The sequence below is a fragment of the Kitasatospora sp. NPDC101108 genome (genome assembly GCF_055584725.1).
Map to the genome: position 1 here is coordinate 61518 of NZ_JBVJLM010000007.1, position 20524 is coordinate 82041.

Genomic DNA, 20524 nt, shown 5'->3' on the forward strand with positions numbered 1-20524 from the left:
CCGCCGTGCGTCAGCGCACCGTCCCGCCCGCAGGGCCGTCGTCGCAGCCGGCGCAGGCCTCCGCCTCCGCCAGGTACCGCGCCACCGGGCCCAGGGTCAGCATCCCGCTGGCACCGCCCGCGTCCTCCGCGGCGGCGCCGCGCAGGGCGGCCGCGGCCCGGGCGGCGGCCGCGCGTTCGCCGAGGCGGGCGGCGGCACGGGCCGTCAGGCACCACAGGGCCTCCTGGAGGTGGTCGTGCGGCGGTTCGGGCGCTGCGGCGAGGGCGGCCCGGGCCTCCTCGGTGCGGTCCTCGGCCAGCAGCACCAGGGGCCGTGCCCAGGGCCGGTACGGTCCCCAGTCGAGCCGCGGGTCCGTGGGCGCCGGACGGCCGTGCAGCAGGCGCAGCCCCAGCAGGGCGAGCGGGAAGAGGCCGCGGTGCAGCCCCGGCATCCCGGCCGTACGGAGGGCCTCCTCGGCGGCACGGTACTCCGCGGCGGCCGCGGCGGCGGTCGGGCCGCCGGGTTCGGCGCTGCGGGCGGCCGTCACCCGGGCCCGGAACCACCCGGTGAGCACGGGGACGAGCGACGCCTCGGTGCGGAGGGCGATCCGTTCGGCCGCCTCGGCGTGGCCGGTCGCGGCGCCCAGGTCGCCGAGGGCGGAGGCGGATTGCAGACGCACGAGCCGGCCCAGCACGGCGAAGTTCGCCAGTCCGTGCCGACCGGCCAGGTCCAGGAGTTCGATGCCGATCCGGTCCCGGACCTCGGCCAGCCCGGGACGCCCGAAGGACTGCAGGTACACCCCGTTGAGGGCGAAGGCCAGCAGCCCGGGATCGGCCAGGCCCCGGGCCAGCGCCTCGGCCTGCCGGGCCGCCCGGTCGGCGCGCCGCAGTTCGGCCCCGGTCAGGTCGGCGCCGCGGCTCTCGACGGCGACGGTCGCCAGGAGGCGGGCGGAGAGGTCGGCGGGTCCGTCGGGGCCGAGCGCGCCGAGGGTGCGCTCGGCGGCCGCCACGACGGCGCGCGACTGTTCGGGGTCGTCGGCCCGGCTCCAGAGGGCCGGCACGTCGTAGGCGCCGATGATCCGGGCGGTCAGCAGCAGGTCCCCGGTGCGTTCCGCCGCCCGGATCGCGGCGAGCCGGTCGCGCCGGGAGTGGACCAGGGCGTCCCCGCCCGCCAGGGCGAGGGTGCGGGCCAGTTCCACGGTGGTGCGCGGGCCGAGCCGGACGCCCGGGCCGAGCCGGACGCCCGGGCCGGGCCAGGCGGTGCGGGCGGCCCTGACGGGTGCGGGGCCGTTGAGGATCTCCGTCTCCAGGTGCCGCAGTTCGGCGCCGGGGTCGAGCCCGAGCTGGTCGACGAGCATGGCGCGGGCGCGCCGGAGGGCGGCGAGCGCGTCGGCCTGACGGCCCGCGCGGTGCAGTGCGCGGGCGAGCAGACCCCAGGCCGGTTCGCGCCACGGGTGTTCGGCGACGTGGGCGCCCAGCTCGGCGACGAGCTCGGCGCCCTCCCCGGAGTCGAGCAGGATCCGGGCGCGCAGTTCCACCGCCTCCAGCCGCAGCTCCTCCAGGCGGGCGCGCTCGCGCCGCGCCCAGGCGGAGTCGGGCACGTCGGCGTAGGCGGGCCCGCGCCAGGCGGCGAGCGCCGCGCTGAGCTCGGCCGCCGCGCCGGGGTCGCGCCGGGCCCGGGCCAGGGTGTCCTGGAACCGATGGGCGTCCACGTCCTCACGGGGCAGGCGCAGCGCGTAGCCGGGGCCCTCGGTGACGAGGAGGCGCGGGGCGTCGCGGGGCGGCCGGTCGGGTTCGAGGGCGCGGCGCAGCGCGGCGACGAAGGTCCGCAGGGCGCCCACGGCGCGCACCGGCGGGTCGGTCCACAGGTCGTCGACGAGGGTGTCGGTGGTGACCATCCGGCCCTCGGCGGCGACCAGCCGGGCCAGCACCTCGCGGTGGCGGGGGCCGCCCAGCTCGACCGGGCTGCCGTCGTCGCGGAGGGCCCGTACGGCTCCGAGCACGTCGATTCGCATGCCCCCATCCTCGGTGCCGGGGGTGGGCCGCGCCGCGCCGCACTGATCGGTTGCTGATCGGGGTGGACCACGCTGATCAGGTCGGTTCCCCCGGCACCCGGTTCCCGGCACCCCGGTTCCCAACAACCCGGTCCCGCACCCGAGAGGACACCCTCCATGGCCCCCACCATTCCCGGCTTCGACCACCTCCGCCTGCCCGGCACGGACGGGGTGGAGCTGGCCGTCGCCGTCGGCGGCAGCGGCAGCCCGGTCGTGCTGCTGCACGGCTTCCCCCAGACCCACCTGATGTGGCGGCACGTCGCCGAGCGGCTCGCCGACGGGCACACGGTGATCTGTCCCGACCTGCGGGGCTACGGCGCCAGCGGCAAGCCGGCCGAGACCGGCCCCGAGGTGTACGCCAAGCGCACCATGGCCGCCGACGTGGTGGCTCTGGCGGCGGCGCTGGGCCACGACCGCTTCGCCCTGGCCGGCCACGACCGGGGCGCCCTGGTCGCCTTCCGGGCCGGGCTCGACCACCCGGAGACCGTCACCCACCTGGGCATCCTGGACGTCGTGCCGACGCTCGACATGTGGAAGGTCCTGCACGGGGTGTCGGCGGCGGTCGGCTACCACCTGTACCTGATGGCGCAGCCGCCGGGCCTGCCGGAGACGATGATCACCAACAGCGCGGACGCGTTCTTCGGCTCCTTCCTCGACGCCTGGGCGAACGACCCGGCCGCCCTGCCGCCGGAGGTGCGGGCCGAGTACCTGCGGGCGAGCGCCGCCGCGGTCCCGTCGATCGTCGCGGACTACCGGGCCTCGGCGGGCGTCGACGTCCGGCACGACCAGGCGGACCTGGACGCCGGGTCGCAGCTGGCGATGCCCGTGACGGTGGTCCAGCAGGACTGGGGAGCGCAGCTGGGCTACGACGCCGCCGCGGTGTGGCGGGCGTGGGCGCCGGACCTCGACCACCGGCTGACCGGCGCCGGGCACTTCATGGCGGAGGAGGCGCCCGAGGAGATCACGGCGGCGCTCCGGGACCTGCTGGCCCGCTGAAGGGCCCGCTGAACGGCCGGTCCCGGGCGGCCCCGCCGGCCGACCCGGGGGCCGACCCGGGGGCCGGAGCCCGCCGTGCCTCCCTCGCCCTGACCGCCCTCACCCTCGGCACCGGCGCGGCACCGGCGAGACAGCGGCGCGGCACCCGCGCAGCTCCGACACGGGGACGGACGGGCCGCGCGGCGCGGTGGGCGAGGGTGGCGGCGGACCCGGGTGGCGGCGGGCTGGGGGGCGGGCGAGGATGAGCCGGAGCAGAGCCCGGACCACCCGGGACGAGTGCCCGGACCCCGGGAAGAGGCCCCCATGACCTCCCAACCCCCCTCCCGAGACGCGGAGAAACCGCAGTCGCCCGGTTCCACCGCCGCCGGTGGGCGGGCCGAGGCGCGGCGCTGGCGGGCGCTGACGATCTGCCTGGTCGCCGGTTTCATGACCTTGCTGGACGTCAGCATCGTCAACGTCGCGCTGCCCACCGTCCGGGCCGGGCTGCACATGTCGGACAGCGGACTCCAGTGGGTGCTCAGCGGCTACGCGCTCGCCTTCGGCCTGGTGCTCGTTCCCGCCGGGCGGCTCGGGGACGCCCGCAGCCGACGGGCCGTCTTCCTCGCCGGACTCGCCCTGTTCACCGCCGCCAGCGCACTGGCCGGGGCCGCCCAGGACCAGGAGTGGCTGGTACTGGCCCGGCTGTTCCAGGGCGCGGCCGGCGGCGTGCTGGTGCCCCAGGTGTCCGGCTTCATCCAGACCCTCTTCCAGGGCGCCGAACGCGGCCGGGCCTTCGGCGCGCTCGGCGCCACCATCGGACTGTCCACCGCCGTCGGACCGCTGCTCGGCGGCCTGCTGATCCACCTGTTCGGCCCGCAGGACGGCTGGCGCTGGGTGTTCCTGGTCAACCTGCCGATCGGCGTGGCCGCCCTGCCGATCGCCTACCGGCTGCTGCCGCCGCCCCGCCCGGCCGCCGAACGGGCCGGGCACCGCGACTTCGACCCGGTCGGGGTGCTGCTGCTCGGCGCCGGCACCGTCGCCCTGCTCCTGCCCTTCGTCCAGCAGCAGCAGTGGCACAGCGCGGCCCGCTGGCTGCTGCTGCCGCTGGCGGCCGTACTGCTGACCGCGTTCGTCGGCTGGGAGCTGCACTACGCGCGGCGGCGAGAACCGCTGGTCAGCATGGCCCTGTTCGCGGTGCGGCCGTACGCGGCGGGGGTGCTGCTGTCGCTGGTGTACTTCGCCGGGTTCACCGCGATCTTCTTCATCTACACGCTCTACCTCCAGGCGGGCCTGCACTACTCGGCGCTGACGGCGGGCCTGGCGATCACCCCGTTCGCGGTCGGCTCGGGCGTGGCAGCCGCGGTGGGCGGGCGGCTGGTCAGCCGGCTGGGGCGGCGACTGGTGGTGCTCGGGCTGCTGCTGGTGCTGCTCGGCCTGCTGGCCTCCGCCCTGGCCGTCCAGTTGTGGTCCGGGCCCTCCGTGGGCTGGACCACCCTCGGCCCGCTGCTGGTCGCCGGGGTGGGCAGCGGCCTGGTGATCGCCCCCAACCAGACGCTCACCCTCCAGCACGTCCCGCTCGCCCGGGCCGGCAGCGCCGGCGGCGTCCTGCAGACCGCCCAGCGGGTCGGCTCGGCCGTCGGCATCGCCGTCGTCGGCTCGGTCTTCTTCGCCCACGCCGCCGGGCCCCACCCCGACTGGGCCCTCGCCTTCCAGCTCGGCGACACGGTCGCCTCGGGCCTGGTCCTGGCGGCCCTGCTGGTGGCCCTGGCCGACGAATGGGCGAACCAGCGGGAGAACGCCGGTCGGTCCCGGATGCCCTGACGCCCGTGAGCCCGGACCGCGAGGGGGTAGGAGGTGTGGCATGACGGATACCCGAGCGGACTTCCTGGCGGCGGCCGGCGCGGCGGAGGCGCTGCTGCGCCGGTCGGAGGTGGCCGACGGATGGGCGCGGCCGAGTGCGCTGGAGCAGTGGAGCGTGGGCGGTCTGGCCGGGCACCTGGCGTACCAGGTGCTGTGCGTGCCCGAGGCGCTGGCCGCGCCGGTGCCGGGCGAGGAGACGGTGGGGCTGCTGGAGCACTACCGCCGGTCGCAGTGGGTCGGGGCCGGGGTCGACGCCGAGATCAACGTGCGGATCCGGCAGGGCAGTGAGCTGGTCGCGGCCTCCGGGGCGGCGGCGCTGAGCGGTCGGCTGGCCTGGACGCTCGCCGGGCTCGCGGACGTCCTCGCGGGCGAGGACGGCGCCCGACCGGTCCGGTTGCCGTTCTGGGGGCCGTGGTCGCTGGCGCTGGACGACCTGCTGGCCACCCGGACGATGGAACTGGCCGTCCACGCGGACGACCTGGCGGTCAGCGTCGGGGTCCCGACCCCCGAACTTCCTCCGGAGACGGCCCAGTCGGTGCTCGGCCTGCTGACCCGGCTTGCGGTGCGCAGGCACGGCCAGGCGGGCGTGCTGCGGGCGCTCAGCCGGGCCGAGCGGGCGCCGGGCAGCATCGCGGCGTTCTGAACCGCGGCCCGATCGTCAGTGGTCGCGGCGCTGGATCACCACCGTCGCGACGGCCACCGAGCCGAGCGCCCACATCGCGTAGGTGGTCCAGGCGCCCGCGACCGTGGCCGGGTAGTCGGTCGGCCGCATGCCCTCCAGGGTGATCCGGGCCAGGCGCTGCCAGGCGGAGTAGGGCAGGGCGTGCAGCAGGTCGGCGGTCCAGCGGTAGCGTTCGGTGACCAGGGACGGCAGGAAGAACAGCACCACCACGGTGCCCAGCACCGCGCCCGCGCTGTGCCGGACCAGGGTGCCGAGGCAGAGCCCGACCAGTCCGCACACCGGGGCGAACAGCGCGGCGGCGGCCACGTACCGCAGCGCCGCCGGATCGCCGAGGGACTGCCCGATGCCCCGGTCGGCCAGGATCGCCTGGGTGAGGCCGAAGGAGACGCCCGCGGTGACCGTCCCGAAGCCGAGCAGCACCCCCGTCAGCACGGCCGCCTTGGCGAGCAGCACCGCGCGGCGGTCGGGGACGGCGGCCAGGGTGGTGCGGATCAGCCCGGTCGCGTACTCGCCCGCGATGACGATCGCGCCCAGGCCGCCGCCGACCAGCATCAGGATGTCGGCGGAGGCCGTGATGAAGGAGTCGAACAGCGCGACCTGCGCCATCAGCGCCGGATCGCCGTCGCCGGGCGTGTAGTGGTCGTGGGTGTACTGGGCGGACTTGAGGTTGGCGGCGACGACGAGCAGCGTGGCGAGGCCGAGCACCCAGGGGATCGAGCGCAGCGACCAGAACTTGAGCCACTCGGCGGCCAGCAGGTCGCCGAAGCGGTGGCGGCGGACGGGGGTCGGGAGGGTGGCGGTGCTCATCGGGGCTCTCCGGCGAGGTATTCGACGCTGTCGGCGGTCAGTTCCATGAAGGCCTCCTCCAGGGAGGCGCCGCGCTCGGTCAGGGCGTACAGCAACAAGCGCTGCTCCAGGGCGAGTTCGCCGATCCGGCCGGCGTCCAGGCCCGTGACGTCGAGGCTGCCGTCCGGGAAGGGGCGTACCTCGGCGCCGGCGGCGCGCAGCACGGCGGTCAGCCGCCCGGGTTCGGCGGCGCGCACGACGACGGCGGCCCGGCCGGCCCGGGCGGCGAACTCGGTGAGGCTCTCGTCGGCGATCAGCCGGCCGCGGCCGATCACCACCAGCCGGTCGGCGGTGTGCTCCATCTCGGCCATCATGTGGCTGGAGACGAAGACCGTCCGGCCCTCCGCGGCGAGTCGGCGGAACAGCCCGCGCACCCAGAGCACGCCCTCCGGGTCCAGTCCGTTGAGCGGCTCGTCGAAGAGCAGCACGGGCGGGTCGCCGAGCAGGGCGCCGGCGATGCCCAGGCGCTGCTTCATGCCCAGCGAGTAGCCGCCGATCCGCCGCCCGGCGGCGTCGGTGAGTCCGACCTCGGCCAGCACCTCCTCCACGCGAGCACGGGGGATCGCGTTGCTGCGGGCCAGGGCCCGCAGGTGGGCCGCGCCGGTGCGTCCGCCGTGCACGTCGCCCGCGTCGAGCAGCGCGCCGACCTCCCGCAGGCCGCGCGGCAGCCCGCGGAAGGACCGGCCGTCGACGGTGACGGTGCCCGAGGTGGGGTCGTTGAGGCCGAGGACCATCCGCAGGGTGGTGGACTTGCCCGCGCCGTTGGGGCCGAGGAAGCCGGTGACGTGGCCGGGGCGGACGGTGAAGGTCAGCCGGTCGACGGCCGTCCGGCGGCCGTAGCGCTTGGTCAGTTCGATGACTTCGATCATGGGCACCACGGTGCCGGGGAAGCCCCGGCCGCCGCATCGGACCGGTGTCGACACCGCGGGTCGGCCCCGGTCGTACAACCACGGTTGGATGTCCGGGCACACCTCCGTCGTTACGATCTTGAACCATGTCCGCGACCCCTACGCCCCCGCTGATCCGGCGCGTTCCGCCCGAGGCCTGGACCGCCCTCGCCTGGTGCGTGGCCGTCGCCTATCCCGCCCTGGCGCTCCGCGACACCGGATGGCGGCAGTACGGCGGCGCCGCCGCGCACGGCGGCCTGCCGTTCACCCTGGCCGATACGGCAGTGGCCTTCGCCGGCGCAGCACTGGTGCGCCGGATGCCGGTGCTCTCGGTCGCCGTGCTGCTGATCGCCACCTGGACCGAGACCGACGGCTGGTCCGCGAGGCATTCGCAGGTGCCCCCCACCGCGCTGCTCGCCGTGGACGTCGCGCTCTTCGTGATCACCGCCGGAGCGGCGCGCCGCAGTTCCCGCGCAGCCTTCGCGCTGGTGATGACCTTCCTGGTGCTGCACATCGGACTGGTCCCCGGCAACACCGTCGGCATCTTCACCGGGACCCGCATCGGCTCGGCCGACGGCGCCGCGCTGCTCGCCCTGGTCGCCTGGCTGGCCGGGCGCTCGGTGCGGCAGAACCGGGAGCACGCCGAGGCGTTGAGCAGCCGGGCCGCCGTCGAGGCGGTGACCGCCGAACGGCTGCGGATCGCCCGGGAGATGCACGACACCGTCGCCCACAGCCTCGGCATCGTCGCCCTGCAGGCCGGCGCCGCCCGCCGGGTGATCCACCGCCGGCCCGAGCGGGCCGAGCAGGCGTTGGGCGAGATCGAGGCCGCCGGCCGGGAGACCCTGGCCGCGCTGCGCCGGATGCTGGTCGCATTGCGGCAGGCCGACGGCGAGGTGTCGGACACCGTCCCGCAGGGCCTGGCCGACCTCGACCGGCTGGCCGGGACCACCACCGCGGCGGGTGTGCGGGTCGAGGTGCGGCGCTCGGGCGAACCGGGGCCGCTGCCACCGGAGATCGACCTCTCGGCGTTCCGGATCATCCAGGAGTCGGTCACCAACGTGGTGCGCCACGCGGCGGTTCGCGACTGCCTGGTGTCCGTCGACCGCACGGCGGGGGAACTCCGGGTCGAGGTCACCGACCGCGGCCGGGGCCACGGCGCCGCGCCCGGCGGCGGGTTCGGCCTGGCCGGACTGCGCGAGCGGGTCGCCCTGCTGCACGGCGAGTTCGAGGCCGGACCGCGCCCGGAGGGCGGCTTCCGGGTCGCCGCCCGGCTGCCGGTCCCCGGGGAGGAGACCGCATGATCCGCGTCGTACTGGCCGACGACCAGCCGCTGGTACGGGCCGCCCTGGAGATGGTGATCACCGAGACCACGGACGTCGAGGTGGTCGGCGAGGCGGGCGACGGCGCCGAGGCCGTCCGGCTGGCCGCCGAACTGCGGCCGGACGTCGTGGTGATGGACATCCGGATGCCCGGCACCGACGGCATCGAGGCCACCCGGCAGGTGACCGCCGCCGGCGGGCCGACCAGGGTGGTGGTGCTCACCACCTTCGACGAGGACGAGCACGTGTACGCGGCGCTGCGCGCCGGGGCGTCCGGGTTCCTGGTCAAGGACATGGCGCTGGACGACATCCTCGCCGCGGTGCGGGTGGTCGCCGCGGGGGACGCGCTGATCGCGCCGAGCGTCACCCGGCGGCTGATCGGAGCCTTCGCCGGGCAGCACCCGAAGCCGAACCCGGTCGCGGTCCCGGCGTCGCGCCGGCTGGACGCGATCACCGACCGGGAGCGGGAGATCCTCACCCTGGTCGGCCGGGGCCTGTCCAACACCGAGATCGCCGCCGAACTGGTCCTCAGCATCGCCACCGTGAAGACCTACATGACCCGGCTGCTGGCCAAGCTGGACGCCCGCGACCGGGTCCAACTGGTGATCCTGGCCTACGAGACGGGCCTGGTCTCCGTCCCCGGCTGACCGGGCCCGCGGCGTCGCCCTACCGCTTGACGGCCACGCCCGCGTACATCGCGATGTCCCGGTCGCGGATCGCCGGGGCGTCGGCGTCCGGCCGCCAGTGGTGGACCAGGGTGACGCCCGGGTCGAGCAGTTGGTAACCGTCGAAGAAGGCCTCGGTCTCGGCCCGGTCGCGGATCTGCAGCGGGATGCCGCGGGCGTTGTACTCCCGGCCGACGCCGCCCACCCCGACCGGGTCGGTGTCACCGGTGAAGACGGTGAGGGCGAGGAAGCTGCCGGGCGCCAGCGCGTCCATGAAGCGGCGCACGATGCCCTGCGGGTCGTCCTCGTCCAGCACGAAGTGGACGATGGCGATCAGCGACAGGGCCACCGGCCGCGAGAGGTCGAGCACCTCGCGCAGCCGGGGGTCGCCCATGATCGACTCCGGGTCGCGGAAGTCGGCGTCCACGTAACAGGTGCGGCCCTGGGGCGTGCTGGACATCAGGGCCCGGGCGTGGGTCAGCACGATCGGGTCGTTGTCCACGTACGCGACCCGGGACTCGGGGGCGATCGCCTGGGCGATCTCGTGCACGTTGGGCGAGGTGGGGATGCCGGTGCCGATGTCCAGGAACTGCCGCACCCCGTACTGCTCGGTGAGGTGGCGCACCGAACGCTGCATGAAGTCCCGGGTGGTGCGCATCGAGATCGGCAGCGCCGGCCAGGCCCGCACCGAGGCATGCGCGGCGGCCCGGTCCGCCTCGAAGTTGGTCTTGCCGCCGATGAGGTAGTCGTAGACCCGGGCGGAGTGCGGCACGTCCATCCGCAGGTCGACCGACGGGTGGTCCTCGTTCGTCACGCTCGCGCTCCCCGTTGATGGGCATCCGTCACCGGCCGCCGTCGGCGGGCGGCCCTGGTGCGGATGGTAACGGTTCGCCGGTGCGACAAGGTGACGAACGTTCAGGTCTGGGGCGCCTCCGGAGCCCCCATCTCCAGCCCCACCGCCTGGCGGGGGAGCGCCCCGGAACCGGCGCGCCCGCCGCGCCCGGCCGCCAGCTCCACCGCCGCACCGATCCAGGCCGCACCGAACGCCCAGGTCGCCGCCCACTCGCACAGGTACATCGGCCGGACCGTCCAGTCCGCCCCGAACCCGGACAGCCCCGTGACCGCCGCCGCCACCAGCGCGACCAGGATCAGCACCCCCGCCGCCAGGTACGCGGCACCGACCCGGGCCGGCTGCGTCGAGCGCGGATTGCGGAAGGAGTACAGGCAGAACAGCGCCAGCATGACGAACAGCAGCGCGGCGAAGACCAGGTGGAACACCCCGACCGTGCGCTGCAGCCCGGTCGGATTGCCCGGCGCCGTGGGGCACAGCGCCACCCCCAGCGCGAACAGCCCGGCCGCCGTGCTCCACCGGTCGTCCCGCCGGTCGAAGCGGTAGCAGACCAGGAACACCCCGAGCGCGCACAGCGCCCCGACGAAGACGTCGCGCGTCCCCGTGTAGTACGCGGCGCTCATCGACGCGGGCCAGAACCCGCCCGTCGAGCGGCCTGTGATCTCGTCCGCCAGCCAGTTGCCCAGCGGCAGGGCCGGCGGCAGCAGCACGCCGATCGCCCCGACGCCGAAGCGCAGGAAGGTGACGGTTCGTTCGTCCTGGACGGTCTGTGGTGAGTCGGTCGTTCTCCGGATGCTCCGCTCGTCACTCACGGACGCCTCCTCGCTGGTCCGCGCGATGATTGGCCGCCAACTGGTGTACCCAGCCCAGGAGATCACTCCACCACCGCATCGGGTGGTTTGGCGGCGTTGCCCAGCGGGGGAATGCGAAGGTCGTGTTCCGGGCCATCGACGGGGAGAGGGCGACGACCGCCGGGCGCGAGCCTCTCCGCAGACCGACCGGCCCGCCACCGGAGGGCTGCTCACGGGAGGCGGGCCGGTCGGGGCTCGGCGGAGGTACGGGCGATCAGCGCGTCGAGGTGCCTGCGGTGCGGGCGATCAGCGCGTCGAGGTGCCTGCGGTGCGGGCGATCAGCGCGTTGAGCAGGGCGGCGCCGCGCTCGGCGTCGTCGACGCTGACCGTGAAGTCCCGCCCGCGCGCGGTGCGGACCACCAGGCACTCGCCCCGGCGCAGGAACACGATGCTGCCCCCGCGGTGGACCCGGTAGCCCCAGCCGCCGGCCTGGCGGGCGGTCAGCCGCTCGACCCGGGCCGAGACCAGTTCGGCGGGGGCCAGGCGCCGGGCGGGCCAGCCGAACGGGCCGAAGCCGACGTGCAGGCCCGCCTCGGTCACCCGGACCCGCACCGAGGAGCAGAGCAGGGCGACCACGGCGCCGAGGCCGAAGAACGTGACCGCCCGCCAGTCGACGGAGCCGGTGCGCCCGCTCGCGGCCAGCATCACTCCGGGCACCGAGAGCAGCCCCAGGACCGAGGAGAGTGTCTGCATCCAGTGGTTGGAGGCCTGCGAGAGCCAGACCAGCCGCTCACCGGCCCTCGGCTCCAGCACCGGCGCTCCGGGCCGGGCGGCCGGGGCCGTGGTGCCGGTGCCGATGTCGGTGGTGGCGGGCCGTCGGGTCGCCAGCCAGGCCAGGGCACCCGCCAGACCGGCCGCCACGATGATCAGGACCACCTCGAAGCCCATCGGCGCGGCGTCCTGCCAGCGGGCGCGGTCCAGGTTGGCGCGCACGATGGAGGCCTGCGCCCCGCTCAGCAGCACCCCGGTGCCGGCCAGTACCGGCCCGGCGAGGCCGCGGGTCTGCCCGGTTCGGAACCGGAGCGCGACGGCGAGCGCGACCGCGACCAGCAGCCAGATCGCGGCCGGGAACAGCGCCGCCGTCGTCAGCGGCATGGAACCGTCCGGTCGGCTCCCGCTCCAGTGGGTCGCCACCCGGTCCGGCAGCCGGTCGCGCGCGCTCATCGGCATCGCGACCAGCAGCGCGGCCACCCCGAGCGTCCAGACCACCGCTCCCCACAGCGCGCCCCGCCGGACCGGCTCGACTGGGGCGGGCTCTCCCGCAGGCTCTTCGTCCCTCACGACATCCCCCTGATCAGATCCACGAGATCGTTCCTGCTGTAGCCGGCCCTGGCCGCGTCCGCGATCAACTGCCGTACGCGGTCGACCAGTTCGGCTCGGGTGCCGGCGTCCGCCGCGACCGTGATGCCACGGCCCCGGCGGAACTCCAGCACCCCCTCGTCGCGCAGGGCGCGCAGCCCGCGCAACACGGTGTTGGTGTTCACCCCGAGGGCCCGGGAGAGCTCCCGGGCGGGCGGCAGCTTGTCGCCGGGGGCGCACTCGCCCTCCGCGACGGCCCGTCGGATCGCGCCCGCCACCTGCTCGTGCAGGGGGCGGGCGTCGCCAAGGTCCAGCTTCAGCAACATGGTGCCAGTGACGATAGCACCATGAGTCGGTTCGGGTCAGGGGATGGAGAGGCTCTGCGCCCCGGTGACGCGACTGTCGTCGCCGGCCTGGATCACTTCGAGGACGTCCCCGGTGCAGTCCGCGCCGGAATGGATCTCCGCCGGCTCGTCCGTGAGGTTGTCGACGATGCTGGCGGTCCCGTCCAGTGCGTAGCACCCGGACGGATCGGTGTGGGTGGTGCCGTTGACGGCCAGGTCTCCGGTGGCCGCGGCGGCCGGGCCGGCGCCCGGACCCAGGGCGGCGGCGATCATCAGGGGGACGCCGAGGACGGCGTTGAGGGTGATCTTCATGCCGGATGCATAACCGTTTCGGGCCGGCCCCTCGCCGGAAGCGGGCTGGGGTCACCTCCGGAGGGCGGCGAGGTGGGCCGAATGACCGTGAGCGGTTGATGACGCCCGCTCCGCTCTCCGTCGGCGGTCCCGGCGGATCTCCTTCGACCGCCGACGGACCCCGGGGCAGGTCCGGGGTCGGTGGGCGCACGGCCCGCGTACGGAGTGCGTAGGGAACGCCGCCCGGCGCGTCAGGAAGCCGTCAACAACGGCCGACCGACCGGCCCCGCAGCGCTTGGGTGGAGATCGACGGAACACCGAACCAGACGAGGACGGACCATGCACGGCAACGGGCGGCAGCACGACGGCGCGGCACCCAGGGTGGTGGTCGGGATCAGCGGGTCACTGGGGAGCCTGGTGGCGCTGCACCGCGGCGTGGCCGAGGCCCGGAACCGGGGCGCGGAGCTGTGGCCGGTGCTCGCCTGGGAGCCGCCGGGCGGTGAGCACGGCTACCGGCGCTCGCCCTGCCCGCCGCTGCTTGCCGCCGCCCGGGAGGCCGCCGAGCAGCGTCTGGACGAGGCGCTGGAGGCCGCCTTCGGCGGCGCCGACCCGGGCGTGCCGGTGCGGCCGGTGGTGATCCGCGGCGAGACCGGGCCCGCCCTGCTGCACGTCGCCGACCGGGCCGACGACCTGCTGGTGCTCGGACGCAGCGGCGGCCCGCTGCGCCGCCGGCTGCGGCGCCCGGTGTCCGCGTACTGCGCCCGCCGGGCCGGCTGCCCGGTGCTGACCGTCCCGGCGCCCGAGCTGCTGCACGACCTGGAGGCGCTGCACCGCCGCGCCCGCTGGCACCTGCCGGTGGGCCCGGCGCCGGAACTGCTTCCGGTGAAGGGGTAGCCGGACTCGCTGCCGCGGTTCGACCGGACCGGTCCGAACCGCCCCATGGACGGCCCCCGGGCCCCGGCCGGCACTCCGGAGCCCGCGCGGGCCGGAGGCGTCCCCGACGCCTCTCGGTGGAGTGGCCGCCGTTCGGACAGCGGGTCGTCGCCCGCAGCGGCCACTCCACCTCCTGCTCACCGTCGGAGAGTTGACGGTCGGACAGTCGCCCCCGCCCGGGCGCGGTGGCATAAGGAGGCGCAGAATGTCCGTATGCGGATGACGAACACCAATGCGAACGCCAATGCGGACACCAACGCGGACACGAGCACGCCGAGGGCGGCGACGGACGAGGACGTCGGGGAGATATCCCGGGTGCTGGCCCGGGCCTTCGAGGACGATCCGATGATGTGCTGGTTCTTCCCGGAGGAGGCCACGCGCCCGGCCGCGCTGGGGAGTTACTTCACAACGCTGCTCACCCGGCAGTACCTGCCGTACGGGCTGTGCGAGCGCACCGAGCACGCGGCCGCGTTCTGGGTGGCGCCGGAGGCGCAGGAGAAGGCCGTCCCGGACGAGGAGACGATCCGGGAACTGGCGGGCTTCCTCGGCGACCGGGCCCACTGGTTCCGCCAGTGCGTCGAGGCGGCCGCCGCGAGCGCGCCGCAGGAGGCGCACTGGTACCTGGCGGTGATCGGTGCGGACCCGCTCGCGCAGGGCCGGGGGCAGGGCGCCGCCCTGCTGCGCTCGGGGCTCGCCCGGGCGGACGCGGCGGGGCTGCCGGTCCACCTGGAGTCCTCGAAGGCGGAGAACCTCGCCGTCTACCGGCACTTCGGCTTCGAGGTGCTGGAGGAGGTGCCGCTGCCGGGCGACGGGCCGACCCTGTGGACGATGCGGCGTGCGCCGCGCGCCTAGGGCCTGGACAACCCTCAGTCGTCGGTGGCGAGTTCGGTCGGCACGGCGAGCACGTCGACCAGTGCCTCGCCGCGCAGGACGGTCAGCGGGAGGGGGCGCCCGATGGCGTCCGCGAGCATCAGACGCTGGAGGGCCTGGGCGCTGTCCATCGGTTCGTCGGCGGCGGTGAGCAGCAGGTCGCCTGCGCGAAGGCCGGCCCGGGCGGCCGGGGCGGCGGGGACCACCTCGACGATCCGCAGGCCGGTGCGCTGACCGGTGCGGTCCCGCAGGGTGGGCGGCAGCGGCGCCGGGACGCCGGCCAGGCCCAGGTAGGCGCGGCGGATCCGGCCGTCGCTGAGCAGGGCGGCGATGATCCGGCGGCCGGTGGTGTTGATCGGTACGGCCAGGCCCAGCCCGTTCCCGGCCACGGCGGTGGTGATGCCGACCACCTCGCCGTTCGCGGTGGTGAGCGCGCCACCGGAGTTGCCGGGGTTGAGCGCGGCGTCGGTCTGGATCACGTCGTCGATGATCCGCACCGCGCTGCCGGCCGGGCGGGCAGCGAGCGGCCGAGCGCGCTGACCACGCCCGCCGTGACCGTCCCGGCCAGACCGAGCGGGTTGCCGACGGCCACGACCAGCTGTCCGACCCGCAGGGCGGTGGCCTCGCCGAGCGTCACCGGCGAGGGGGTGCGGCCGTCGGCGCGCAGCACGGCCAGGTCGGAGAGCGGGTCGGCGCCGATGGTGTGGAAGGGAGAGGTGGTGCCGTCGGCGAAGGCCAGCTTCCCGGCGTCGGCGTGGTCGACCACGTGGGCGTTGGTGAGCAGGAAGCCGTCCTCGGTGAAGACCACCGCCGAGCCGAGCGCGGTGCTGAACCAGCCGTCCCGGCCGCGCCGGGGGACCTGCAGGGCCGCGACCCGCGGCGTCACGGCCGCGGCGACGGACGTGACGATCCGCGAGTAGGCGTCCAGCGGCGCCTCCGCCTCGGGGGCCCGCTCGGGACCGGGGATCGTGTCGGCCATGGTGCTCACCCCTTCCGGTCGCGGGTCCACCCGGTAGCAACAACGGAGGGCGCTCGGGGCTTCCGCGCCGGTCAGTGCGCGAAGGGCGGCTCGAAGCAGCCGGACTCGGGGTACGGCCCGCTGGTCCTCACCTGGTAGTTGCTCCGCTGCACGAACGCGATGACGCAGGCGTCGGGGTGGACGCGGAGGCTGACCACGGCGCCCTCGGGGGTGACGTAGTGGTCGGTCTCGAAGCGCGAGTCCATGCTCCGCACGATCAGCGGTCCGTCGACGTTCCCGCGGTTCGGCCCCTTCGGCTCCTCCGGCCCCTTCGACTCCTCCGGGTACCCGAGCCCGAGCAGCGCGGTACGGACGGTCTTCGGGTCCCAGGTGCCGGCCTGCCAGAGCCCCTTGAGGATCGGCTCGATGCGGTCGGCCTCCTTCTTCGCGTCCTTCTCGCTCGCGGGGGACATCTCGCCCGCTGTGCGGGACCCGTTGTTCTCCCGGTAGTGCGGTGCGCCGTCGCCGGCTCCGGGCTCCACGTAGGGCGTGGCGTTCGGGACGTCCGTGCCGGACGGCGTGGCCGCGCCGCCCGCAGTCGAGTGCTCGGGACGCTGTCCGCCGCACGCGGTCAGGAGGAGTGCGGCGGCGCCCAGGAGGGCAACTGCGGCGACGCGCCTGGGCCGTTGGCGTAGGAAGATCATGGAAATGACTCTCTCATGACGTGGAGGCCGCCGTTCTCGGTTCGCGCCGGGGCCCGGGAACAGCAGCGCGCCCCGGAGGGAACGGTCCCTCCGGGGCGCCGTCATACCGGCCGACCGTCCGTCGGCCCGCGCGGCCGCCCGGCCGGTCAGCCTCCCTGCTGGTCGGCCTCCTGGGCGCGGGCGCGGTGGGCGGCGGACTTGACGCGGTTCTGGCAGGCGGTGGAGCAGAAGCGCCGGGTGCCGTTGCGCGAGACGTCGACGTAGACCCGGTCGCAGGCGGGGGCCGAGCACAGCCCCAGCCGGGAGACGAAGCGGCTGCCCAGGGCGGTGGCGAGGCCCAGGGCGAGGCGGGCGGCCCAGTCGGAGGCCTCGTCGCCGGGGGTGCTGCGGAAGTAGAGGTGCCAGGGTTCGTCGCGGTGGCGTTCCAGGACGGGGAACGGGCGCAGGTCCGCCAGCAGCGCGTTGGCGGCCCCGGCCGCGCGGTCCTGGTCGCCGGCCGCGAGGTGTTCGAAGACCGCCCGCAGCCGCGGGGCCAGGGCCGCCAGCCGTACCGCCTGGGCCTCGTCGAGCGCGTGGGCGTGGCGGTCGGCCGTACGCAGCACGGTGTTGGTCCGCTCGGCCAGTTCGCCGTCGGGCGGGGGCTGGTAGGGGCGGGTGCGGGACAGGCCCGGCGTGGCGAGGTTCACCAGGTCCGCCGCGCCCTGCACCATCGCGGTGTTGTGACTGTCGAAGTCCACTTGACCAGTCACGCATCCCTTCGTCATAGTCATGACCGTCAAAACAGGAAACGACAGTAACGGGGTTCCGTGTCCACCGCCACCTCACCCGAGACCCGCCCGCGCCCCTCCACCTGGTCCCGCACCTCCGCCACTGGACGGGCCCTGCTCACCACGGTCCTGGCCACCGGCGTCACCACCTTCATGTTCCTGCCGCTGCTCGCCCTGCACCTGAGCGCCACCGGCACCCCCGTGGGACGCGTCGGACTGCTCATCGCACTGCTCTCGCTGTGCGGACAGGGCTTCTCGCCGATATCCGGCCTCCTCGTGGACCGCGTCGGCGCCCGCGCCACCACCACCGCCGGCTTCGCCCTGCGCATCGCCGGCTACCTGCTGATCGCCACCGGGGGACCGGCCCTGATACCCGGCATCGCGGCCGTCGGCATCGGCGGCTCCCTGCTGGTGCTCTCCGTCAAGGCCCGGCTCGTCACCGAGGCCGCCGCACACGACGACACCCGCGGCATGCTCGCCCTGCGCTCCACCTTCGGCAACGTCGGCGTGGTCCTCGGCCCCGCCCTCGGCGCACTCGCCTACCCCCTCGGCTTCGACACCATCCTCGCCGCCGCCGTCCTCTCCCACCTCCTCCTCGGCTTCCACCTGACCTTCCTCGCCAAGGACGAACCCACCGCGTCCCAGCCCCCGCACACCACCCACCCCGCCCCCGCACCCACCCCGGCCCCCAGCCGCCGCGGACCGGTCCTGCTCTTCACCGCCGCCATCGCCTACTGGGCCATCTACAGCCAGCTCAACACGGTCATCCCGCTCACCGCCAAAGCCCTCACCGGCACCAGTACGGCCATCTCCGTCGTCTTCACCCTCAACGGCGCCCTCGTCCTGCTTTGCCAGTACGCCCTGCTGCGCCGCCACCTCGCCCACCTGCCGCCGCGCACCCTGCTCGCCGCCGGCTTCGCCGCCTTCGCCCTCGCCTACCTCGCCCTCCTCCCACAGGCCGGATGGCTGTCCCTGCTGCTGTTCACCGTCCCGGCCACCCTCGCCGAAATGCTGATCGGCCCCAGCCTGGACGAACTGGCCGTCACCACCGCCCCCCAGCGCCGCACCGGCCGCGCCCTGGGCCTGCTCGGCCTCGCCGGAGCCATCGGCTCCCCCCTGGGCGCAGCCGCAGGCACCCACCTCCTCCAGACCCTGAACGGCGGCCCCGCCCTCTGGCTCACCATCACCACCGCCGCCGCCCTCGCCGCCGCCACCTGCCTCCTCCTCCCGCGCCCACCGCGCTAGGTCTGTCCGGCGACCGGTGTATCTCCCGATCAAGGAAGAGCACTTGGCCGGCTCGCCCTTGGTGCGAACAAGCCATTCGGGTCACCTTGTGGCGACAACGGGGCGATGCAGGTGGTGAGTTCACCCGCGCCGAAGTTCCAGGTGGCGAGCAGCTCACCCCGATCGGGGGCGACGCTGTAACGGGTCATGAAGCCGATACCTCCACGGTTTTCTGGACGCGCCGCGCACCTGCCTGCCATCGAGTCCGCCCGCCGCGTCTTCGACGACCGGGAGGAGAGCGGCCTCCGCCTCGGCTGAGCACCCCTACCGCCCTGCGGTGCGTGGTCAGCCGCCCAGTCCGGCGCTGGTCAGCCAGATGTGCTCACAGGTCGCCGATGCCACCCGCAGTTCCTGAGGGGACTGCTGCGAGGCGTGGTAGAAGGTCCGCTCGATCATCCAGCACAGGGCGCGCGCCATCGCCGGGGCGTCCTGCGGCCCGGTGCCGGTCCGGACGCCGGCGCGTTCCAGGACGGCGGTGATGGCCGCCGTGAACAGGTCGGCCGTGCGGCTCCACAGCTCCCCGATCGCGGGGACGGTCAGCGACAGGTCGATCGCCGTGCGCATCACCAGGCCGTGCTCGTTCCACAGCTCCACCGTGCGCCGCATGGCCGCCGCGACGGCCAGGCGCGGGTCCTCGGCCTGCGCGGTGGCCCGGGACCGCTCCCACAGGTGTTCCACCGTCCGGGCCACCAGGGCCGTCACCACCTCCTGCTTGGAGCCGAAGTAGAAGTACAGCGCGCCCCGGGTGATGCCGGCGCCCTCGGCGATGTCGCCGACGGTCATGGCCTCGTAGCCCTTCTCGGCCAGCAGGGCCTCGCAGGTGTCGAGAATGGCCCGCTCCCGCGCGTCGCCCTTGCGTTCCCCAGCCCTCCGGCTCCTGGCCGGGACGTGGTCGGGCGTCACAGCTGCGCCCCGTCGGGGAAGTCGGTGGTGAGGGAGAGCGCCTCCCAGGTCCGGATGTCCGCGTCCACGGCGCGGCGTGCGGCGCCGACCAGCCGCAGCGCGTCCGAGCCGAGCAGGAGGTGGGCCGGCGGCTGCTCGACGGTCGTGATGTGCACGACGGCCTCGGCGGCCTTGACCGGATCGCCCAGCTGGTTCCCGCTGGCCTGCTGCCGTGCCTCGCGGATGGGGGCGAACAGCTCGTCGTAGTCCTCGATGCTGCGTTCGGCGCGGGTCATGGACCGTCCGGCCCAGTCGGTGCGGAAGGAGCCGGGCTCGATCGCCGTGACGTGGATCCCGAACTGGGCGACCTCCTTGCCCAGTGCCTCCAGGGCGCCCTCCAGGGCGAACTTGCTGGCGCAGTAGGCCGACATGCCGGGCACGGCCATCAGGCCGCCCATCGAGGTGACGGCCATCAGGTGGCCGCGGCGGCGCCGGCGCAGGTGGGGAAGTGCGGCCTGCAGCGTGGCCATCGCCCCGAACACGTTGACCTCGAACTGCCGTCGTACCTCGGCCAGCGGGGTCTCCTCGAAGGTGCCCTCCAGCCCGTAGCCGGCGTTGGCGACGACGACATCCAGCGGGCCGACGTTCCGCTCCACCTCCGCGACCGTGTCGACCACCGCGCGGTCGTCGGTCACGTCGAGGATGCGGCCGTGGGCGCGCCCCGGCTCCGACTCCTCGAAAGCCCGCAGGTCGCCCGTCGAGCGGACCGTGCCGACCACGGTGTGCCCGGCGTCCAGGGCGGCCCGGGCGAATGCTCGTCCCAGGCCCGTGCTGACGCCGGTGATGAGCCAGTTGCGCTTCTCCATCGTTTCCTCCAGGAGGGGTTTCCGAAGAGGCGGCACCGCCTCTTCGCTCGAAAATCTACACTACGTCGATTTTTACTGTCGGAGCGTAGATTTTTGGAAGTGGGGCCGGGCCGCGTCGCCGCGGTTGGAGCGGGACCTCCGCGGCGGGAGAACCGATCGCCTTGGGAACCGCCGGCCGACGGAACATCGGTGGTGCCCGGCGACCTGGCCGGGCAGACCGCCGGGTATCGCACGACCGCCGTCGACCTGCCCGGTACCGGGCAGGTCGACGGCGACAGGCTCCCCGCGGGGGGGGCGGGTGGCCCCCCGGGGGGGCCCGTGTTGGAAGGGGGGGCCCGGTGGCTTGGGCCGCCGGCGGC

The 20524-nt window shown here is 75.0% G+C and carries 22 protein-coding genes; 8 read left to right on the forward strand and 14 right to left on the reverse strand.

Annotated features, from left to right (window positions below; all coding sequences use genetic code 11):
* Positions 1 to 10 precede the first annotated feature (10 nt).
* Complete coding sequence (locus ACZ6Z8_RS17520) at positions 11 to 1993, reverse strand: BTAD domain-containing putative transcriptional regulator (RefSeq protein WP_465610648.1); 1983 nt, start codon at positions 1991 to 1993, stop codon at positions 11 to 13.
* Between the two features lie 156 nt (positions 1994 to 2149).
* On the opposite strand from ACZ6Z8_RS17520, the gene ACZ6Z8_RS17525 reads away from it, so the two are divergent.
* The 3 genes from ACZ6Z8_RS17525 (at position 2150) to ACZ6Z8_RS17535 (ending at position 5510) form a co-directional block, all read left to right on the forward strand.
* A complete protein-coding gene (locus ACZ6Z8_RS17525; protein WP_465610650.1) occupies positions 2150 to 3028 on the forward strand; it encodes an alpha/beta fold hydrolase in 879 nt (292 codons plus the stop codon).
* Positions 3029 to 3331: 303 nt separating this feature from the next.
* Complete coding sequence (locus tag ACZ6Z8_RS17530; RefSeq protein WP_465610652.1) at positions 3332 to 4828, forward strand: MFS transporter; 1497 nt, start codon at positions 3332 to 3334, stop codon at positions 4826 to 4828.
* Positions 4829 to 4868: 40 nt separating this feature from the next.
* Positions 4869 to 5510, forward strand: coding sequence for a maleylpyruvate isomerase N-terminal domain-containing protein (locus ACZ6Z8_RS17535; RefSeq protein ID WP_465610654.1), 642 nt, complete (start codon positions 4869 to 4871; stop codon positions 5508 to 5510).
* Positions 5511 to 5525: 15 nt separating this feature from the next.
* Here ACZ6Z8_RS17535 and ACZ6Z8_RS17540 read toward each other — a convergent pair whose 3' ends face one another.
* Positions 5526 to 6356 (reverse strand): ABC-2 transporter permease, encoded by an 831-nt coding sequence (locus ACZ6Z8_RS17540; RefSeq protein ID WP_465610656.1) that lies wholly within the window; start codon positions 6354 to 6356, stop codon positions 5526 to 5528.
* Positions 6353 to 7264, reverse strand: coding sequence for an ABC transporter ATP-binding protein (locus ACZ6Z8_RS17545; protein ID WP_465610658.1), 912 nt, complete (start codon positions 7262 to 7264; stop codon positions 6353 to 6355). The genes ACZ6Z8_RS17540 and ACZ6Z8_RS17545 overlap by 4 nt, the downstream gene beginning before the upstream one ends.
* Before the next feature lie 125 nt (positions 7265 to 7389).
* Here ACZ6Z8_RS17545 and ACZ6Z8_RS17550 point away from each other — a divergent pair, with 125 nt between their 5' ends.
* Both ACZ6Z8_RS17550 and ACZ6Z8_RS17555 read left to right on the forward strand, forming a co-directional pair.
* Positions 7390 to 8583, forward strand: coding sequence for a sensor histidine kinase (locus tag ACZ6Z8_RS17550; RefSeq protein WP_465610660.1), 1194 nt, complete (start codon positions 7390 to 7392; stop codon positions 8581 to 8583).
* Complete coding sequence (locus tag ACZ6Z8_RS17555) at positions 8580 to 9248, forward strand: response regulator (protein WP_465610662.1); 669 nt, start codon at positions 8580 to 8582, stop codon at positions 9246 to 9248. The genes ACZ6Z8_RS17550 and ACZ6Z8_RS17555 overlap by 4 nt, the downstream gene beginning before the upstream one ends.
* A gap of 19 nt (positions 9249 to 9267) precedes the next feature.
* Here the strand turns inward: ACZ6Z8_RS17555 and ACZ6Z8_RS17560 are convergent, their stop codons facing one another.
* The 5 genes from ACZ6Z8_RS17560 to ACZ6Z8_RS17580 all read right to left on the reverse strand — a co-directional run bounded on the left by ACZ6Z8_RS17560 (position 9268) and on the right by ACZ6Z8_RS17580 (position 12922).
* A complete protein-coding gene (locus ACZ6Z8_RS17560; RefSeq protein WP_465611123.1) occupies positions 9268 to 10044 on the reverse strand; it encodes an SAM-dependent methyltransferase in 777 nt (258 codons plus the stop codon).
* Positions 10045 to 10181: 137 nt separating this feature from the next.
* A complete protein-coding gene (locus ACZ6Z8_RS17565; RefSeq protein ID WP_465610664.1) occupies positions 10182 to 10928 on the reverse strand; it encodes a hypothetical protein in 747 nt (248 codons plus the stop codon).
* A 285-nt stretch (positions 10929 to 11213) separates the two neighbouring features.
* Positions 11214 to 12248 carry a DUF1648 domain-containing protein gene (locus tag ACZ6Z8_RS17570; RefSeq protein ID WP_465610666.1) on the reverse strand — a complete coding sequence of 345 codons (1035 nt, stop codon included), beginning with the start codon at positions 12246 to 12248 and terminating at the stop codon, positions 11214 to 11216.
* The gene (locus ACZ6Z8_RS17575; protein WP_355672729.1) at positions 12245 to 12592 is read right to left on the reverse strand and encodes a GntR family transcriptional regulator; all 348 of its coding nucleotides are present in this window, start codon (positions 12590 to 12592) and stop codon (positions 12245 to 12247) included. The genes ACZ6Z8_RS17570 and ACZ6Z8_RS17575 overlap by 4 nt, the downstream gene beginning before the upstream one ends.
* Before the next feature lie 36 nt (positions 12593 to 12628).
* Entirely contained in the window at positions 12629 to 12922 is a 294-nt protein-coding gene (locus ACZ6Z8_RS17580) for a hypothetical protein (protein WP_465610668.1), read from the reverse strand.
* Positions 12923 to 13240: 318 nt separating this feature from the next.
* Between ACZ6Z8_RS17580 and ACZ6Z8_RS17585 the strand changes: the two genes are divergently transcribed.
* Positions 13241 to 13795, forward strand: a complete 555-nt coding sequence (locus ACZ6Z8_RS17585) for a universal stress protein (RefSeq protein ID WP_465610670.1) — start codon at positions 13241 to 13243, stop codon at positions 13793 to 13795.
* 258 nt (positions 13796 to 14053) lie between these two features.
* Entirely contained in the window at positions 14054 to 14686 is a 633-nt protein-coding gene (locus ACZ6Z8_RS17590; protein ID WP_465610672.1) for a GNAT family N-acetyltransferase, read from the forward strand.
* Between the two features lie 14 nt (positions 14687 to 14700).
* Here the strand turns inward: ACZ6Z8_RS17590 and ACZ6Z8_RS17595 are convergent, their stop codons facing one another.
* From ACZ6Z8_RS17595 to ACZ6Z8_RS17610, 4 genes are all read right to left on the reverse strand, one after another.
* Positions 14701 to 15183 (reverse strand): S1C family serine protease, encoded by a 483-nt coding sequence (locus ACZ6Z8_RS17595; RefSeq protein ID WP_465610674.1) that lies wholly within the window; start codon positions 15181 to 15183, stop codon positions 14701 to 14703.
* The gene (locus tag ACZ6Z8_RS17600; RefSeq protein WP_465610676.1) at positions 15180 to 15683 is read right to left on the reverse strand and encodes a S1C family serine protease; all 504 of its coding nucleotides are present in this window, start codon (positions 15681 to 15683) and stop codon (positions 15180 to 15182) included. The genes ACZ6Z8_RS17595 and ACZ6Z8_RS17600 overlap by 4 nt, the downstream gene beginning before the upstream one ends.
* Positions 15684 to 15754: 71 nt before the next feature.
* Positions 15755 to 16366, reverse strand: coding sequence for a hypothetical protein (locus ACZ6Z8_RS17605; protein WP_465610678.1), 612 nt, complete (start codon positions 16364 to 16366; stop codon positions 15755 to 15757).
* Between the two features lie 146 nt (positions 16367 to 16512).
* Positions 16513 to 17115 carry a CGNR zinc finger domain-containing protein gene (locus tag ACZ6Z8_RS17610; RefSeq protein WP_465610680.1) on the reverse strand — a complete coding sequence of 201 codons (603 nt, stop codon included), beginning with the start codon at positions 17113 to 17115 and terminating at the stop codon, positions 16513 to 16515.
* A 57-nt stretch (positions 17116 to 17172) separates the two neighbouring features.
* On the opposite strand from ACZ6Z8_RS17610, the gene ACZ6Z8_RS17615 reads away from it, so the two are divergent.
* Positions 17173 to 18378: an MFS transporter gene (locus tag ACZ6Z8_RS17615; protein WP_465610682.1), complete on the forward strand. Its 1206-nt coding sequence runs from the start codon at positions 17173 to 17175 to the stop codon at positions 18376 to 18378.
* A gap of 324 nt (positions 18379 to 18702) precedes the next feature.
* Here ACZ6Z8_RS17615 and ACZ6Z8_RS17620 read toward each other — a convergent pair whose 3' ends face one another.
* Both ACZ6Z8_RS17620 and ACZ6Z8_RS17625 read right to left on the reverse strand, forming a co-directional pair.
* Positions 18703 to 19320: a TetR/AcrR family transcriptional regulator gene (locus tag ACZ6Z8_RS17620; RefSeq protein WP_465610684.1), complete on the reverse strand. Its 618-nt coding sequence runs from the start codon at positions 19318 to 19320 to the stop codon at positions 18703 to 18705.
* The gene (locus ACZ6Z8_RS17625) at positions 19317 to 20165 is read right to left on the reverse strand and encodes an oxidoreductase (protein ID WP_465610686.1); all 849 of its coding nucleotides are present in this window, start codon (positions 20163 to 20165) and stop codon (positions 19317 to 19319) included. The genes ACZ6Z8_RS17620 and ACZ6Z8_RS17625 overlap by 4 nt, the downstream gene beginning before the upstream one ends.
* Between the last annotated feature and the right edge of the window lie 359 nt (positions 20166 to 20524).